Below are 15742 nucleotides of genomic sequence, written 5' to 3'. Positions count from 1 at the left end.
GACAGGGAGAACACAATGCCCCGTGGCAACGCACTCATCGTCGATGATTCCTCCACCGCCAGGATCATTCTTGCCCGGCTGCTGGAAAAAGCCGATCTCACCAGCAAGGGCGCAGGCTCCGCCGAAGAAGCCCTGAGCATGGTGCAGCACGAGCACTTTGACCTGATCTTCCTGGATCATCTGCTGCCAGGCATGAATGGCTTCGAGGCACTGGAGAAGTTCAAGAGCCGCCCGGACAGCAAAGACATCCCGGTGTTCATGTACACTTCCCAGAACGCCGACCGCTACGTACAGGATGCCAAGGCCCGGGGCGCTGCCGGGGTGATCGGCAAACAGGTGGAGCGGGAACAGCTGGTCCAGATGATCGACACCATCCTGGCGGACAGCGATGATGAGCAGGATTTTGCCACCACCGAGCTGAGCCCCTATCAGACCGTAGCCGACCAGTCGTACCTGCGGCGCCTGACCGGACGCCTCTCCACCCTGGAAATCGCCTACGAGGAAGCCAACGAAGATATCCGCGCCATGAAACAGCACATGGCCCGTGTGGATGCCCAGTTCCAGGAGGAGCTGGAAACCCGTGTCGGCAAGATGCGCCGTTTGTGGATGCTCTCCACCCTGGTTTTCGTACTGGTGGCCCTGTTCCTCGGCCTGCAGATCAACAGCGTGTCGGAAACCGTGGACGGGCTGCATACCCAACTGGGTCTGATCAGTCAGATGATCGGCGGCCTCATGGAGCTGGTTGGCGGCAACGGCGGTGGCTGACCCCGGTTCTCCGCAGACCTGGAAAAACAAGGGCGACCAGATGGTCGCCCTTTTTGACAGCGGGTAGTCAACCCAACCGTCAGAGGTTCAGCACATCCAGCCGGCCAAAATCCTGCTCCGGTCCGGCAGCCTGGACCGCAGGCTGCGATCCCGCCACTGAACGCCCTTTCTCGAAGTCATACAGGCTGGTGTCCGCCAGGTGTGAGGGCTCCACATTGCACATGGCCCGGAACATGGATTCAATGCGACCGGGGTGCTGCTTGTCCCACTGCTGAAGCATATCCTTGACCACCTGGCGCTGGAGATTCTCCTGAGAGCCACACAGGTTACAGGGAATGATCGGGTACTCCTGCAGCGCCGCGTAACGGGCAATATCCTTCTCGCGGCTGTAAGCGAGCGGACGAATCACGGTGTTGCGGCCATCATCGCTGAACAGCTTGGGGGGCATGGACTTCATCTTGCCGCCGTAGAACATGTTCAGGAAAAGGGTCTCCAGCAGGTCGTCCCGGTGATGGCCCAGGGCGATCTTGGTGATGCCGTGTTCCTCCGCAAAATTGTAGAGGATGCCCCGCCGCAGCCGCGAGCACAGGCCACAGGTGGTCTTGCCCTCTGGCACCTTCTCCTTGACGATGCTGTAGGTATCCTTCTCGATGATGTGGTACTCGATACCCAGCTTCGACAGGTAGTCCGGCAGCACGTGCTCGGGGAAGCCCGGCTGTTTCTGGTCCAGGTTGACGGCAATCAGCTCGAAGTTCACCGGGGCGCTCTTCTGCAGATTCATCAGGATATCCAGCATGGTGTAGGAATCCTTGCCACCAGACAGGCACACCATCACCCGGTCACCGGATTCGATCATCCGGAAATCCTGGATAGCCTGTCCGGTATCCCGACGCAGCCGCTTCTGGAGTTTGTTCATCTCCAGCTTTCGCTTGCGTGCGGCTTCGCTGGCCGGCCCCGTGGATACCGCTCCCGCCGTTGTCACATCAGACATAGTCAACCTGTGGTCATGGTGAATAAACAGGCGGCGATTATACCGGAGGCAACCCTTCCACGTCAGGTCTTCGGATCCCTGGTGTCCCGACACTTGGGATTGAGGCACCGCTGGCATACCATGTTGCCATGACCCGGCTACACGATACCCGCAAGGATTACACCCCGACGGACACCCGACGGGCCGCCCGCCAGGCACTGGAGAGCCACATCCAGCAGCTCAGCGCGGCAGTCGAGGCATGCCTGCGGGAAGCCCGTGGCGGCCTCTCCGAACTGGAACTGATCCGCCGACTGCAAGCGCCACCATGGCAGATCGTGGGTTCAGTGGACTACGCCAACCCGGCGGCACTGTACCCGGTCCATTTTCTGCTGTTTCATGTGCTCTATCGCCTGCGGGACGAGCTGGCCGAGCGGGGTGAAACGGTCACCATTTCACCGTTGACCATTTCCCTGAGGGAGTCCGACGTGGTGGCCGGCACCGGTCTGCCCGACAACAGCGACCCGCTCAGGGCCTTCTACCTGGACCTGAACCATTACAAGATGTCGGAGGACGACGTGCTGCGAATGGTGGATGATTTCTGGGCCGGGCGCGTTCACCAGCGTCCGGCAAAGAAGTCTGCAGCCGAGGCCGCCAGCGTACTGGGCTTTGACGCCCTGCCAGCCGATTTTCTGGTGGTCAAGCACCGGTTCCGTCGCGCCGTCATGCAGGCGCACCCGGACCGGGGCGGCGATACGGAACGGGTCCAGCAGCTGAATGAGGCGTTCGCCACCCTGCGCCATTACTTCCGACACGGAGACCCATCATGCTGAGCCGATGTCTGATCACTGCCTCCATCGCCACGGCAATAGCCCTTCCCGCCAGGGCAGACCTGGTAGTGCTCCAGTACCACCATGTCAGCGACCGGACCCCACCGAGCACCAGCACCGATGTGGACCTGTTCCAGTCGCACCTTGAGCGGATACAGGCTCTGGGGCTGGAGGTGGTGCCACTGGACTCGGGTACCAGCGCCGCCCTGGAGGGTAAGCTGGCGAATCGCCAGCAGGTGGCCATCACCTTTGACGATGCCTATGAATCCGTATGGGCCACGGCAGCGCCACTACTGGAAGAGTACGGCTACCCCTACACCATCTTCGTAAATACCGGGGCGGTAGGCAGTGATGGCTACATGACCTGGGAACAACTGGCCCGGGCCAGCCAGCACGCGGGCGTTCTCATAGCCAACCATAGCCATGATCACGGTCACCTGCCGAAACGGCCAGAGGAATCCCGGGACCACTGGCACCAGCGCACCACCGGGACCCTCGACCAGGCCCAGACCATGCTGCAAGAGAAGCTGGGGGTGAGCGAACCGCTGTTCGCCTATCCCTACGGCGAGTATGACACCGGCGTCGAGAAGCTGGTGGACAACCGGGACTGGTTTGGTTACGGACAGCAGTCAGGCGCCATTGGCGCTGAGTCGGACCCAAGCCGTCTGCCAAGATTTCCCATGGCTACAGCGTTCGGCCAGCTCGACAGCCTTGATAACAAGCTTCTCAGCCGCGCCCTGCCGGTGGACTTCAGCACACTGCCGGATGGCATCCTGGCCGACAACCCGCCCCGGCTGACGATGACGCTGCCGGAACCATTGAAACCTTCCGCTCTCACCTGCTTTGCCTCCGGTCAGGGCCGCATTCCTACCCATATCGAAGGGCAATCCGTGTCAGTACAGGCACCCAATGCCTTCAACAGCCGCCGTTTTCGCTATAACTGCACCTATCCGGCAGGACAGGGCCGGTTCTACTGGCTATCCCAGCAATGGGTCGACCTGAGCCAGCCCGAGGACTGACTGGCCCACGGGCAAACTACAGGGAAAAGGCCACACCCAACAGCAGATAACCCAGCAGCGTTACCAGCACAATGCCAATCAGGTTCAGTACCAGGCCTGCCCGTATCATATCGCTGATAGCGAGATGCCCGCTGCCGAAGACAATGGCATTGGGTGGTGTGGCCACCGGCATCATGAACGCACAACTGGCTGCAATGGCCGCCGGCACCGTCAGCAGCAGGGGCGATATGCCCTGACCCACCGCCAGCGCGCCAAGCAGTGGCAGGAAGGCCGCGGCGGTGGCAGTGTTACTGGTCACCTCGGTCAGGAAGATGATCACCGCAACCACCAGCCCGACCATCAACAGGGCCGGCAATATCTCAAGCACCGACAGGCTCTCTGCAATGGCTTCCGCCAGCCCGGAACTGCTGATCACCCCGGCCAGCGCAAGGCCCCCGCCAAACAACAGCAAGACACCCCAGGGCAACTCCCTGGCACTTTCCCAATCCATCAGAGCCCGGCCATCATGCTGCCCGGACCGCAACAGGAACAGCACGATGGCGGCGAATATGGCGATCACCGTGTCGCTCAGCCAGGGGATGGTATCAGCCAGCAGGGGCCGGAATATCCAGGCAGCGGCGGTCAGCCCAAAGACAACCGCCACCCTGACTTCAGGCCTGCCCATGGGACCCAGCGCGCCGAGCTCATCCCGGATAGCATCGCCCGCACTGCCGGCACTGCCCATATTGAAATCCGTCCGGGTCAGCCACCACCAGATCACAAGCAGCATCACCAATGCCACCGGCAGGCCGATAATCATCCATTGGGCGAAGCCAACCGGAATACCCTGTTGATCAGAGAGGTAAGCGGCCAGCAAGGCGTTGGGTGGCGTGCCAATCAGGGTCGCAATACCGCCCACGCTGGCCGAGTAGGCAATCGCCAGCAACAGTGCCACCCCGAACCGACGCCGGCTGTCCTCATCACCGATCTCCATCATGCTCAGCACAGACAGACCAATGGGCAGCATCATGATGGTGGTCGCGGTGTTCGACACCCACATACTCAGGAAGGCGGTGGCCAGCATGAAACCGCCGATCTGGCGCCGGGGACTGGTACCAACCATCAACAGTATGTGCAGGGCGATACGCCGGTGGAGGTTCCAGCGCTGCATCGCCAGCCCCAGGGTAAAACCGCCCAGAAACAGGAAGATGATCGGGTTGGCATAGGGCGTGGTGGCATCCTTGACCGTGCCCAGCCCCAATGCCGGGATCAGCACAATAGGCACCAGCGATGTAGCCGGTATGGGGATGGCTTCCGTGGCCCACCAGGTGGCCATCAGCATCATCAGGCCCAACGCAGCCCAGGCTGAACCGGACAGGCCACCGGGTGGCGGGAAAACCAAGGTCACTGCCAGCAGGGCCAGCCCGGTAAACAGACCAATAAACTGGCTTTTGGGCATCCTTCCGTCGGAATTATCGGCAGTCGGGGACACAGTTCAGCAACCTCCTTCCAGGTGTGAAAGTGCTACTCCTCCTCATCTTCGGCGCAGCGGACGCACAATGATGCCCAGGGCAGGATTTTCAGCCGCTCGGGGTTGATCCGGTCACCGCAACGTTCACACACGTCCCCTTCGCCTTCTTCAAGCCGGTCCAGGGCATGGATGACGTGCCGCAACTCCAGCCGCACTTCAGACTCCAGGGAGTCCACCACCTCGTCGTTCTGGCGCTGTACCGCCTGTTCGGAAAAATCGGCCTCCAGCTTGCCATCCTCACGATGCTGGTGGGCCTTATAGCGCCCCAGCCGCCGAGTCAGCTCCTGCTTCAGACGTTCGAGCTCTTCTTTACGGGTATTGGCCATCAGGTGGGTACCTCCTGCTCAGTCCCGGGAGAACGTAAAAGATTGCAAGGTTACCCCAAAGAATGGCTGAGCAATTGATGGCCGTCAAAAACCGACCATCCACCAGGCGCCACAATCATTTCCATTGCTCATAAAACCTGACCCTGACGGAACGACCATGGCCAACCATCTTCCCATAAAGAGCATCATGCGATCCGGCGAGCCTATACACTGCTCACCGGAGACACCGCTTCGAGAGGCGGCTCGACGGATGTCGGAGCGCGCCTGCAGCTCCATTGTGATCATGGACCAGGGAAAACCCGTGGGGATCTGGACAGAACACGACGCCCTGCTGGTGAACTTCGCCGACCCGGATTCCATGCAGCAGCCCATCGCCCGGGTCATGAGTACGCCGCTCGCCACCATTACCGCCGACACCAGCATTGCTGAAGCAGCCATGCGATTCCGTCGGGAAAACCTTCGGCATTTCCTGGTGGAGGATGACCAGCAACGCACCATCGGCATCCTCACCCAGAGCGATATCGCCATGAACCAGGGCCTGGAACCCTACCTGCGACTGCGTGAGGTGCACTCGGCACTGCGCCAGGCACCGCTGGTGCTCGGTGGACACTTCAAGCTTTCCGAGGCGGCCCGGCGCATGCACCGGACCCACCACGATGCGGCGCTGATCACCTGTGAACAGCGGGGACCGGGCGTCATCACGGAACGGGATATACTGCGTTTCATCAGCAATTACCCGGGCGACACCCCCATTTCCGGCCTGGCCAGCCGGCCATTACTCACCATCGGACCGGATGAGCCGCTGATCCGGGCCCGGGACATGTTGCTGGACAATCGCATCCGCCACCTGGGCGTGGAGGATGACGACGGCAACCTCACCGGTCTGCTTGGCTTTGCCGACCTGATCGCCGGCGCAGAACATATGTACCTTGAGGATCTGCGGGAGGCCCTGGAGCAGCGCGATGAGGCCCTGGAAAGATCACGGCAGCACCTGCAGCTCGCTGAACGGGTTATTGATGCCTCCCTCGAGGGAATCCTGATCACGGATCCGCAAATGCGCATCCAGTTCGTTAACCCGGCCTTCACCCAGCTCACCGGCTATCAGCCGGAAGAGGTTATTGGCCGCACACCGGGGCTACTCGCTTCCGGACGTCACGATGACCGCTTCTACAGCGACATGTGGGACACCCTGAAGCGCTCGGGGTGCTGGCGCGGCGAGATCTGGAACCGCCGCAAGACCGGTGAGCTTTTTCTTGAACTGCTCACCATCACCGCTATCCGCGATGACGACGGCAATATCAGCCACTATGCCGGCCTGTTTACCGACATTACCCAGAACCGGCAGAACGAAGAGCACATCCGCCAGCTGGCGTACTATGATGCGCTGACCGGTCTGCCCAACCGGCGCCTGCTGGAGGACCGGCTGGAGCACGCCATCCGTCATGCCCACCGCAAGCAACAGATGCTGGCAGTCCTGTTTATCGACCTGGACCATTTCAAGACGGTTAACGACACTCATGGCCATGCCGTTGGTGACCAGCTGCTTACCGAGTTGTCTCGCCGGCTTAAAAGCTGTCTGAGGGAAGATGACACCCTGGCCAGACTGGGCGGTGATGAGTTCATCGTACTGCTGCCGGAGCTGGACAGTGTCGACCATGCCCGCCGTGTCGCCTCCCGACTGATCGAAGTAAATGCCCGCCCCTACCGCCTCGGCGATGCCCTGCTTCCGGTTGGCTCCAGCATTGGCATCAGCCTCTATCCCCTGGACGGCGAGGAGGTAAAACCACTGATGCAAGCCGCCGACGAGGCCATGTACCGCGCCAAGGCTGCCGGCAGAAACCGCTTCCGGCTGAGTGGTCCGGAACCGGAGCAGACCGACAGCCAGTCCGGATAAGTCACGCCTGGCGCTTCCGGGTTACGCTTGCTTACGTGCAGTAACAGGTAACCACAATTTTCCACCATGGTCACATTGCGAATCTTGCCAACAGCGACAACACTTGCCATTGCCTGTAATTTTGCATTTTTTTACAAATACAACAGAAAAGGTGATGTCACTATGTCGATCCGGTTTCGCTCGCTGCCCGTTTTGCTCGGGTTATTGCTCACCGCCCTGCCCGCCCTGGCAGAACCCCTGAAGCTCGGGTTGAACTATCCCCAGTCGGGGCGTTATCAGGATCAGGGGCTGCAACAGCGTATGGGCGCCTTCCTTGCCGTGGAAGAAATCAATGCCAGCGGTGGCATCCTCGGGCGGGAGGTGGAACTGGTGATTCGCAATACCCGCGGTGATCCCGACCGTGGTGCCGCCAACACCGCTGACCTGATCGATAACCACGGCGTGGAAATGGTATTCGGCGGGTCCTCTTCCGCGGTGGCCATCGCCTCCGGCCGTGCTGCAAAAGAACGGGACCGACTCTATTTCGGCACCCTGACCTATTCCAACGCCACAACAGGCAGCGCCGGTCATACCCACATGTTTCGGGAACCGTTCAACGCGTGGATGTCCGCCAAGGCATTGGGCAGCTACCTGAGTGAGAACTACGCCGACAAGCAGTTCTTCTATATCACGGCCGACTACACCTGGGGCTGGTCGGTGGAGGAGTCCCTGAGGCAGTTCACCGGCACCAACGATACCAGCCGGCATGGCGGGGTGCTGACCCCCTTCCCAAATGCCCTCACCAACGACTTCCAGGCCGCCCTTCAGGAAGCAGCCGACAGCGATGCCGATGTGCTGGCCATGGTACTGTTCGGGGACGACATGGTGCGCGCCGTCAATATTGCCTATTCCATGGGCCTTCACGACAAGATGCAGATCGTGGTCCCCAACATCACTCTGAGCATGGCCAACCAGGTTGGCCCCAGTATCATGGAAGGCGTTATCGGGGCCGCGCCCTGGGTATGGAATCTGCCGGGCGAGGCGGGCTATGAGCGTGGCCAGACCTTTGTGGACACCTTTTCCAATCGCTTCGAGATGCGTCCGTCCTCAGCCGCGGCATCTGCCTACAGTATTGTCTATCAGTACAAAGATGCGGTAGAAAGAGCTGGAACCACCCGCACCGATGCAGTAATCAAGGCGCTTGAGGGCCATCGCTACACCTTCCTGAAGGACGAGCAGCAATGGCGAGCGTTTGACCACCAGAATGTCCAGTCGGTTTATGTGGTACGTATCCGGCCGCGCGAACAGGTGCTGGCCGACGAGTACTCAAGCGACTACTTCGAAATCGTCCACACCCTGAGCGGTGAGGAAGCAGTACGGACCCGGGAAGAATGGGAGGCAGACCGACGCGAAGCGGACATGCCTTTGAACCTGCAGTAACAATTCACCCCCCCGAATAGATGGAAGAGTACATGATAAAAAGAATGTTTATGGCGCTTACACTGCTGTTCGCCAGTCAGCTAACCAGTGCACAGGAGGTTCTGAAAATTGGCCTTAACTACCCGGCCAGCGGCCGCTACGAGTACCTGGGGCTGCAACAGCGGATGGGGGCGTTTCTTGCCGTGGACGAAATCAACGAAGCCGGGGGCATTCTTGGCCATCCTGTGGAGTTGATCATCCGCAATACCCAGCTGGACCCCAAGCGGGGCGCAGCCAACGTCCGTGAAATGGTCGACGAGGAGAATGTCCAGATGCTGTTCGGCGGGGTATCCTCGGCCGTGGCCATTGCCGCAGGCAGGGCGGCAAAGGAAAAGGACCGAATCTACTTCGGCACCCTCACCTATGCCAATGCCACCACAGGAGTCGCCGGCCATACCCACATGTTCCGGGAATCCTACAACGCCTGGATGACGGCCAGCGCGATGGGGCAGTATTTGTCAGAACAGTTCCAGGACAAGAAGTATTTCTATATCGCGGCCGACTATTCCTGGGGCCACTCGGTGGAAAAATCCATGCGCCGTGCGTCCGGCACGCAGGATGCCGATCGCCACCCCGTGGTCCGTACACCCTTCCCCAATGCAACCTCACGGGATTTCCAGGCTGCCCTCCAGCAGGCGGACGACAGCGGAGCTGAAGTGCTGGTACTGATCCTCGGTGGTGGTGACATGGTCCGTGCGGTGAATATCGCCCATGACATGAACCTGAAGGACAAGATGCAGATCGTCTGGCCCAACACCAGCCTGGGGACCGCACTGCAATTGGGGCCCACACTGATGGAAGGCATTATCGGAGCGGCTCCCTGGTTCTGGAACCTGCCCTACGAAAAGGGCTTTGACCGTGGGATCCAGTTTGTCGAGGCTTTCTCCGAACGGCACAGCATGCGGCCATCATCCGCAGCGGCGTCCGCCTACAGTATCGTTTACCAGTACAAGGATGCCGTCGAACGGGCCGGCACCACCAACACCGCCGATGTCATCGAGGCACTGGAGGGACACCGTTACTCACTGCTGAAGGACGAGCAGCAGTGGCGCGCCTTTGATCATCAGAACGTCCAGTCGGTGTATCTGGTCCGCATGGCCTCCCGCGAGAAAGTGCTGGCCGATGAATACAACAGTGGGTTCTATGAAATCCTCGGGTCCGTGCCCGGCGAAGAGGCCGCCCGGACCCTCGAAGAGTGGCAGGAGGCCCGCCGGGAAGCCGGTGTGCCCCTGACCCTGCAGTGACGCGCTGACGGCGGCCAGGAGGTGGCAGCGGGCGCAACGCCCGCCCCGGCTAATTCGCCTGTAGCCGCCGTACGGCCTCCAGCCAGCCATCATAGAGCCGGTCACGGTCCGCCTTGGACATGACCGGCTCGAACCGGCGCTCACAGCGCCACAGTTTTTCGATTTCCTCCAGGTCCCGATAAACGCCAGCGTGAAGGCCGGCCAGGAAAGCCGCCCCCAGCGCCGTGGTCTCGATAACCTCGGGCCGGTCCACGGTGGCCCCGAGGATATCCGCCAGAAACTGCAGCACCCAGTTGTTGACGACCATGCCACCGTCCACTCGCAGCGCCACCGGACGCTCGCCGTCGTCCTCCATGGCTTTCTGCAGGTCCTTGGTCTGGTAGCACACCGACTGCAGGCCGGCGGTCACAATCTCCTTGATGCCCGTATCCCTGGTCAGCCCGAACATCGCACCCCGTGCCTTGGGATCCCAGTGCGGTGCGCCCAGCCCGGTAAACGCCGGCACCAGATAGACGCCGTGATCCACCGGGGTCTGCTCCGCCAGCATCTCGCACTCGTCCGCCATCTGGATCAGGCTGAGGCCATCCCGCAACCACTGGATGGCGGCGCCCGCAATGAAAATGCTGCCCTCCAGGGCGTAGGTGGTCTTGCCATTGAGCCGGTAGCCCACCGTGGTCAGCAACCGGTGTTCCGACTTCAGTGCCTGCTCTCCGGTGTTGAGGATCAGGAAGCATCCGGTACCGTACGTACTCTTGGCAGTGCCCTCGGCAAAGCAGGTCTGGCCAAACAGCGCCGCCTGCTGATCACCGGCCACACCGCCGATGGTCGCGCCGGCGGCCGGCAGGCCTTCGGCGATAGTGCCGAAATCCGAGGCGCAGTCCCGTACTTCCGGGAGCAGGGATGCCGGCACGTCGAAGAGTTTCAGCAGGTCAGGGTCCCAGCACTGCTCGTGAATATTGAACAGCATGGTGCGGGAGGCATTGGTGGCGTCGGTCAGGAATGAGCGCCTTTCGGTGAACCGCCACAGCAGGAACGTATCGATAGTCCCGAAGGCCAGCTCGCCGCGCTCTGCCCGTTCACGGGCACCATCAACGTTCTCCAGTATCCAGCGGATCTTGGTGGCGGAGAAATAGGGATCGATGATCAGACCGGAACGCTCGGTCACCCCCGGCTCATGGCCGTCCTCCTTGAGTTGCTGGCAGAAACCGGCGGTACGACGATCCTGCCAGACAATAGCATTGTAGACGGGCTTACCGGTCTTCCGGTCCCACACCACGGTGGTTTCCCGCTGGTTGGTAATGCCGACGCCGGCGATCTGGCGGGTGTCCACGCCGCTGTTGTCGAGGACCGCCTGGCAGGTGGCCTTGACGGTCTCCCAGATAGCTTCCGGGTCGTGCTCCACCCAGCCGCTGTCCGGATAGATCTGTGCAAACTCCTGTTGCTCCACGGCATGGATGCGGCCTTCCAGTGTGAACAGAATGGCCCGGGAACTGGTGGTCCCCTGATCGATCGCCAGCAGATATTGACTCATGTGCAGCTTTGCTCCCTGTTATTGTTGAAAGTGCCGCCAAAGCTGTATTGTTCTGCCATAACGCTTGCGCGCCACTCCCGTTATTGGAATGGGTGGGGTTGGAAAAACAGCGTAGCACCCTTTTCGGCTTCCGATGCCCCTGTACGGAACCAGGAAAACAGCTCCCTGCCAAGACCATGCTGGTTGGCGGAGAGATCAGCCGTCGCGGGTTCACGGGCAGACAGTTCATCGTCAGGCACGCCAACAGACAGCTCTCCCCTGCCGGCGTCCACACGGATCATATCACCATCCCGCACCCGGGCCAGTACACCATCCCTGGCAGCTTCTGGATAGACGTGGATCGCGGCCGGAACCTTGCCGCTGGCGCCGGACATACGACCGTCTGTCACCAGCGCCACCTTGTAGCCCCGGTCCTGCAGGCTGCCCAGGTAGGGTGTCAACTTGTGCAGCTCGGGCATGCCATTGGCCGCGGGCCCCTGCCACCGGACCACCGCAACGAAGTCCATGTCCAGTTCTCCGCGGTCGAAAGCCTCGGCCACTTCGGACTGGTCGTCAAAGACCCTGGCCGGCGCTTCCACCACACGGTGCTCAGGCGCGACCGCCGATGTCTTGATAATGCCCCGCCCCAGATTACCCTGCACCACCGTCAGCCCTCCTTCCGGATCGAAGGGTTCCGATGCCGGGCGCAGCACGCCGGCATCAGTGCTGGTCGCCGGCGCCGGATGCCAGGCCAGCTTGCCGTCCTCCAGGGTGGGAATTTCGGTGTAGGCCCGCAGCCCATGACCGACCACCGTGTCGACGTCCTCGTGCAGCAGGCCCGCATCCAGCAGCTCCCGGATCAGGAACGCCGTGCCACCGGCCTGGTGGAAATGATTGACGTCTGCCTGACCATTGGGATACATCCGGGTCAGCAGTGGCGTAACGGTGGACAGCTCCGAGTAGTCATCCCAGTCGATCAGGATACCTGCTGCCCGGGCAATGGCCACCCAGTGCAGGGTGTGGTTGGTGGAGCCTCCGGTGGCCAGCAGCGCCACCAGCGCATTGACGATGGTTTTCTCCGACACCATGTCGGCCAGCCCCAGATGACCGCCATTCGGCCTGGACAGGCGGATCACCTGCTCGGTGGCGGCACGGGTCAGCGCCTCACGCAGAGGCGTTCCCGGGTTCACAAAGGCCGCACCGGGCAGGTGCAGCCCCATGACTTCAACCAGCAGCTGGTTACTGTTGGCTGTGCCATAGAAGGTACAGGTGCCCGGGCTGTGATAGGACTGGCTTTCCGCTTCCAGCAGCTCATCCTTGCCCACCTTGCCCTCGGCATACAACTGACGGATACGCTGCTTTTCCTTGTTCGGCAGGCCAGACGGCATGGGTCCCGCAGGGATCAGTACCGTCGGCAGGTAACCGAAGCTCAGGGCACCAATCAGCAGCCCCGGTACGATCTTGTCGCAGATCCCCAGCAACAGGGTGGCATCAAACATGTTGTGGCTGAGAGCAACCGCCGTGCTCATGGCAATCACGTCCCGGGATACCAGACTCAGCTCCATGCCGGGCTGGCCCTGGGTCACACCGTCACACATGGCCGGGGTGCCGCCGGCGAACTGGGCCACGGAGCCCATGCCATGGGCCGCCTGCCGGATCACGTCCGGAAATCCGGCATAAGGCTGATGGGCGGACAGCATGTCGTTGTAGGCTGAGACCATGGCCACGTTGGCCTGATTCATCAGCTTCAGGGTCTGCTTTTCGCCAGGCTGACAGGCCGCAAAACCATGGGCCAGGTTACCGCAGGACAGTGCCGCCCGGTGCGGTGACTGGCGCCCCAGTTCCTGCATACGCCCAAGGTAGTCTTGCCGGCTGTCGCGGCTGCGGTGGATAATCCGGTCCGTTACCTGCTGTACGGTGGGGTGCATCGATGCTCTCCTTCACCATTCTGTTACACTTTGACACTACCATGACGGGCTGATGACCAACAGCAACGACCTGCAGGCCGCCCGCCCGGGCAGGCCCCAGAAAAGGAACTGATACGCTATGCCAGAGCAGCTACGGCGCACCAAGATTGTCGCCACCCTCGGCCCCGCCACCGATTCTCCGGACACCCTGGAGCGCATCATCCGCGCAGGCCTGGACGTCTGCCGCCTCAACTTCTCCCATGGCAGCGCCGAAGAGCACTGTGAGCGTGCCCGCCGGGTACGCCAGGCGGCTGCCAGGTGCGAACGCTTTGTGGCCGTTCTGGCCGACCTTCAGGGCCCCAAGCTCAGGATCGCGCGGTTCCGCGACAACAAGGTCACCCTGAAGGCGGGCCAGACCTTTGTACTGGATGCGGCCATGGACAAGGAGGCCGGCGATGACCAGTGTGTCGGCATTGACTACGAACAGCTGATCCAGGACGTCACTACCGGCGATATTCTGGTGCTTGACGACGGCCGTATCGAGATGGAAGTGACCGCCGTGAATGATCACAGCATCACCTCTACCGTGCTGATCGGCGGCCCACTGTCCAACAACAAAGGCCTCAACAAACGGGGCGGCGGCCTTTCTGCCGATGCCCTCACCTCCAAGGATCGGGAAGATATCGTTACGGCGGCCGAGCTGGGGGCTGACTATGTGGCCGTTTCCTTCGTGCGCACCGCCGAAGACATGCATACCGCCCGCCGGTTGCTGCGGAATGCGGGCTCCCAGGCAGGCCTGGTGGCCAAGATCGAACGCGCCGAACTGGCCCACGATACCGAAGCCCTGGACGCCGTCATTCTCGCCTCGGACGCTGTCATGGTGGCTCGCGGCGATCTGGCCGTGGAAATCGGTGACGCCGAACTGGTTGCAGTGCAGAAACACGTCATTGCCCGCGCCCGCGCCCTGGACCGGGTGGTCATCACCGCTACCCAGATGATGGAGTCAATGATCGACAACCCCATGCCGACCCGCGCCGAAGTCTCCGACGTCGCCAACGCCGTGATGGACTACACCGACGCGGTCATGCTGTCCGCCGAAACCGCCGTGGGCGACTACCCGATCCAGGCGGTGGAAGCCATGGACCGCATCTGCAAGGGTGCCGAACGTCATCCGTCCATGCATCAGTCCGGCCACCGCATGCACGAGAGTATGGAACGGGTGGACGAGGCCATTGCCCTGTCGGCCATGTATGCCGCCAACCACCTGCAAGGCGTAACCGCCATCATCTGCCTTACCGAAACCGGGTCCACGCCTCTGCTGATGTCCCGCATCAAGTCGGGGCTGCCCATCTTCGCGTTTTCCCGCCATTTCACCACCCAGCACCGGGTGGCGCTGTACCGGGGCGTACAGACCGTACCCTTCGACTCTGCCGAGGTGCCGCCGGAGCAGACCAATGCCCTGGCCGTGCGGCAACTGCAGGACCGGGGCATCGTCAACCCGGGGGACCTGGTGGTATTGACCAAGGGCGACTACGTGAATGCCCAGGGTGGCACCAACACCATGAAAATTGTCCGCGTGAACGACGATATCCGCTGATGGCCCGGGGGCCGGCCCGAATCACCGGCTAGCCCGGTCTGCCTCAACCGAGGCAGCTGGCCAGGCTTTCACGCGCCAGTCTGGCAATAGCCGGCCAGTCCCCTGCGTTGACCTGTTTCTCAGGCGTCAGCCAGGTGCCGCCCACTGCCATCACGTTATCCAGGGCCAGGTACTCCCTGGCCGTATCCCGCCGTATGCCTCCAGTAGGACAGAACATCACATCCGGAAAGGGGCCGGACATCGCCTTCAGGGCTTCCAGACCCCCGGCCACTGCAGCCGGGAAGAACTTGAAAGCACGATATCCCAACTCATATCCCAGCATCAGTTCCGATACCGTCGCCACGCCTGGCAGTAGTGGCGCATTCGAGGTCAACCCGTAATCCAGCAGGCGGGGCGTAATGCCCGGGCTGACCACGAACCGGGCTCCGGCGCTTTCAGCCTGGCGGTAACGGCCCGGGTCGGTCACGGTGCCAGCCCCCACCAGTACTTCCGGGGGCAGGCGCTTGCTCAGGGTCTCGATCGCGGGCAACCCCTGTGGCGTTCTCAGGGTCACCCCCAGCACGCGGATACCCCCTTCCACCAGCGCTTCAGCCAGGGGCAAGGCGTCCTCTTCCCGATGAATGGTAATCACCGGCATCAGGGGTCCCGTCGACAATACGGCCTGGATGCGTTGCCGCTGGTCTTGTGACAGTCCGGGCATGGCACGGTCCTCCTT

At 61.7% G+C, this 15742-nt stretch carries 13 protein-coding genes; 7 read left to right on the top strand and 6 right to left on the bottom strand.

All coding sequences use genetic code 11. The features are described from left to right. Window positions 1-15: 15 nt before the first annotated feature. Window positions 16-765 (top strand): response regulator, encoded by a 750-nt coding sequence (locus ACFOZ5_RS06630; RefSeq protein ID WP_379886232.1) that lies wholly within the window; start codon window positions 16-18, stop codon window positions 763-765. Between the two features lie 79 nt (window positions 766-844). On the opposite strand, the gene ttcA is transcribed toward ACFOZ5_RS06630, so the two are convergent. Next, window positions 845-1756: a tRNA 2-thiocytidine(32) synthetase TtcA gene (gene ttcA / locus ACFOZ5_RS06625; RefSeq protein ID WP_449288621.1), complete on the bottom strand. Its 912-nt coding sequence runs from the start codon at window positions 1754-1756 to the stop codon at window positions 845-847. Between the two features lie 128 nt (window positions 1757-1884). On the opposite strand from ttcA, the gene ACFOZ5_RS06620 reads away from it, so the two are divergent. Both ACFOZ5_RS06620 and ACFOZ5_RS06615 read left to right on the top strand, forming a co-directional pair. Continuing rightward, window positions 1885-2565, top strand: coding sequence for a DNA-J related domain-containing protein (locus ACFOZ5_RS06620; RefSeq protein WP_379886231.1), 681 nt, complete (start codon window positions 1885-1887; stop codon window positions 2563-2565). Beyond that, window positions 2559-3581 (top strand): polysaccharide deacetylase family protein, encoded by a 1023-nt coding sequence (locus tag ACFOZ5_RS06615; RefSeq protein WP_379886230.1) that lies wholly within the window; start codon window positions 2559-2561, stop codon window positions 3579-3581. The genes ACFOZ5_RS06620 and ACFOZ5_RS06615 overlap by 7 nt, the downstream gene beginning before the upstream one ends. A gap of 16 nt (window positions 3582-3597) precedes the next feature. Here ACFOZ5_RS06615 and ACFOZ5_RS06610 read toward each other — a convergent pair whose 3' ends face one another. Both ACFOZ5_RS06610 and ACFOZ5_RS06605 read right to left on the bottom strand, forming a co-directional pair. Next, complete coding sequence (locus ACFOZ5_RS06610; protein WP_379886229.1) at window positions 3598-5019, bottom strand: SLC13 family permease; 1422 nt, start codon at window positions 5017-5019, stop codon at window positions 3598-3600. Between the two features lie 65 nt (window positions 5020-5084). Beyond that, window positions 5085-5417 carry a TraR/DksA family transcriptional regulator gene (locus ACFOZ5_RS06605; RefSeq protein ID WP_379886228.1) on the bottom strand — a complete coding sequence of 111 codons (333 nt, stop codon included), beginning with the start codon at window positions 5415-5417 and terminating at the stop codon, window positions 5085-5087. 157 nt (window positions 5418-5574) lie between these two features. Between ACFOZ5_RS06605 and ACFOZ5_RS06600 the strand changes: the two genes are divergently transcribed. The 3 genes from ACFOZ5_RS06600 (at window position 5575) to ACFOZ5_RS06590 (ending at window position 10013) form a co-directional block, all read left to right on the top strand. Further along, window positions 5575-7311: a diguanylate cyclase domain-containing protein gene (locus ACFOZ5_RS06600; protein ID WP_379886227.1), complete on the top strand. Its 1737-nt coding sequence runs from the start codon at window positions 5575-5577 to the stop codon at window positions 7309-7311. 162 nt (window positions 7312-7473) lie between these two features. Beyond that, window positions 7474-8730 (top strand): ABC transporter substrate-binding protein, encoded by a 1257-nt coding sequence (locus ACFOZ5_RS06595; protein ID WP_379886226.1) that lies wholly within the window; start codon window positions 7474-7476, stop codon window positions 8728-8730. Window positions 8731-8780: 50 nt separating this feature from the next. Then, window positions 8781-10013 carry an ABC transporter substrate-binding protein gene (locus ACFOZ5_RS06590; protein WP_379886225.1) on the top strand — a complete coding sequence of 411 codons (1233 nt, stop codon included), beginning with the start codon at window positions 8781-8783 and terminating at the stop codon, window positions 10011-10013. Window positions 10014-10062: 49 nt separating this feature from the next. Here the strand turns inward: ACFOZ5_RS06590 and glpK are convergent, their stop codons facing one another. After that, window positions 10063-11544: a glycerol kinase GlpK gene (gene glpK / locus ACFOZ5_RS06585; RefSeq protein ID WP_379886224.1), complete on the bottom strand. Its 1482-nt coding sequence runs from the start codon at window positions 11542-11544 to the stop codon at window positions 10063-10065. Between the two features lie 80 nt (window positions 11545-11624). Next, on the bottom strand, window positions 11625-13451 hold the full coding sequence (edd, locus tag ACFOZ5_RS06580) for a phosphogluconate dehydratase (protein ID WP_379886223.1): 1827 nt from the start codon (window positions 13449-13451) through the stop codon (window positions 11625-11627). A 118-nt stretch (window positions 13452-13569) separates the two neighbouring features. Between edd and pyk the strand changes: the two genes are divergently transcribed. Further along, window positions 13570-15027: a pyruvate kinase gene (gene pyk, locus ACFOZ5_RS06575; protein WP_379886222.1), complete on the top strand. Its 1458-nt coding sequence runs from the start codon at window positions 13570-13572 to the stop codon at window positions 15025-15027. A gap of 43 nt (window positions 15028-15070) precedes the next feature. Here pyk and ACFOZ5_RS06570 read toward each other — a convergent pair whose 3' ends face one another. Further along, entirely contained in the window at window positions 15071-15727 is a 657-nt protein-coding gene (locus ACFOZ5_RS06570) for a bifunctional 4-hydroxy-2-oxoglutarate aldolase/2-dehydro-3-deoxy-phosphogluconate aldolase (RefSeq protein ID WP_379886221.1), read from the bottom strand. Window positions 15728-15742: the final 15 nt, after the last annotated feature.

Origin of the sequence: Marinobacter lacisalsi (assembly GCF_042651045.1) — a bacterium.
Taxonomy (GTDB): Bacteria; Pseudomonadota; Gammaproteobacteria; order Pseudomonadales; family Oleiphilaceae; genus Marinobacter; species Marinobacter lacisalsi.
Note: the sequence above shows the minus strand (reverse complement) of the source record. Positions and strands in the feature narration are given on the sequence as shown.

Bases quoted from the DNA above. Each gene is read 5' to 3' on its own strand.
- ACFOZ5_RS06590 (WP_379886225.1), top strand. From the start codon at position 8,781: ATGGCGCTTACACTGCTGTTCGCCAGTCAGCTAACCAGTGCACAGGAG.
- ACFOZ5_RS06600 (WP_379886227.1), top strand. From the start codon at position 5,575: ATGGCCAACCATCTTCCCATAAAGAGCATCATGCGATCCGGCGAGCCT.
- ACFOZ5_RS06615 (WP_379886230.1), top strand. From the start codon at position 2,559: ATGCTGAGCCGATGTCTGATCACTGCCTCCATCGCCACGGCAATAGCC.
- edd (WP_379886223.1), bottom strand. From the start codon at position 13,451: ATGCACCCCACCGTACAGCAGGTAACGGACCGGATTATCCACCGCAGC.
- glpK (WP_379886224.1), bottom strand. From the start codon at position 11,544: ATGAGTCAATATCTGCTGGCGATCGATCAGGGGACCACCAGTTCCCGG.
- ACFOZ5_RS06630 (WP_379886232.1), top strand. From the start codon at position 16: ATGCCCCGTGGCAACGCACTCATCGTCGATGATTCCTCCACCGCCAGG.
- pyk (WP_379886222.1), top strand. From the start codon at position 13,570: ATGCCAGAGCAGCTACGGCGCACCAAGATTGTCGCCACCCTCGGCCCC.
- ttcA (WP_449288621.1), bottom strand. From the start codon at position 1,756: ATGTCTGATGTGACAACGGCGGGAGCGGTATCCACGGGGCCGGCCAGC.
- ACFOZ5_RS06610 (WP_379886229.1), bottom strand. From the start codon at position 5,019: ATGCCCAAAAGCCAGTTTATTGGTCTGTTTACCGGGCTGGCCCTGCTG.
- ACFOZ5_RS06620 (WP_379886231.1), top strand. From the start codon at position 1,885: ATGACCCGGCTACACGATACCCGCAAGGATTACACCCCGACGGACACC.
- ACFOZ5_RS06570 (WP_379886221.1), bottom strand. From the start codon at position 15,727: ATGCCCGGACTGTCACAAGACCAGCGGCAACGCATCCAGGCCGTATTG.
- ACFOZ5_RS06595 (WP_379886226.1), top strand. From the start codon at position 7,474: ATGTCGATCCGGTTTCGCTCGCTGCCCGTTTTGCTCGGGTTATTGCTC.
- ACFOZ5_RS06605 (WP_379886228.1), bottom strand. From the start codon at position 5,417: ATGGCCAATACCCGTAAAGAAGAGCTCGAACGTCTGAAGCAGGAGCTG.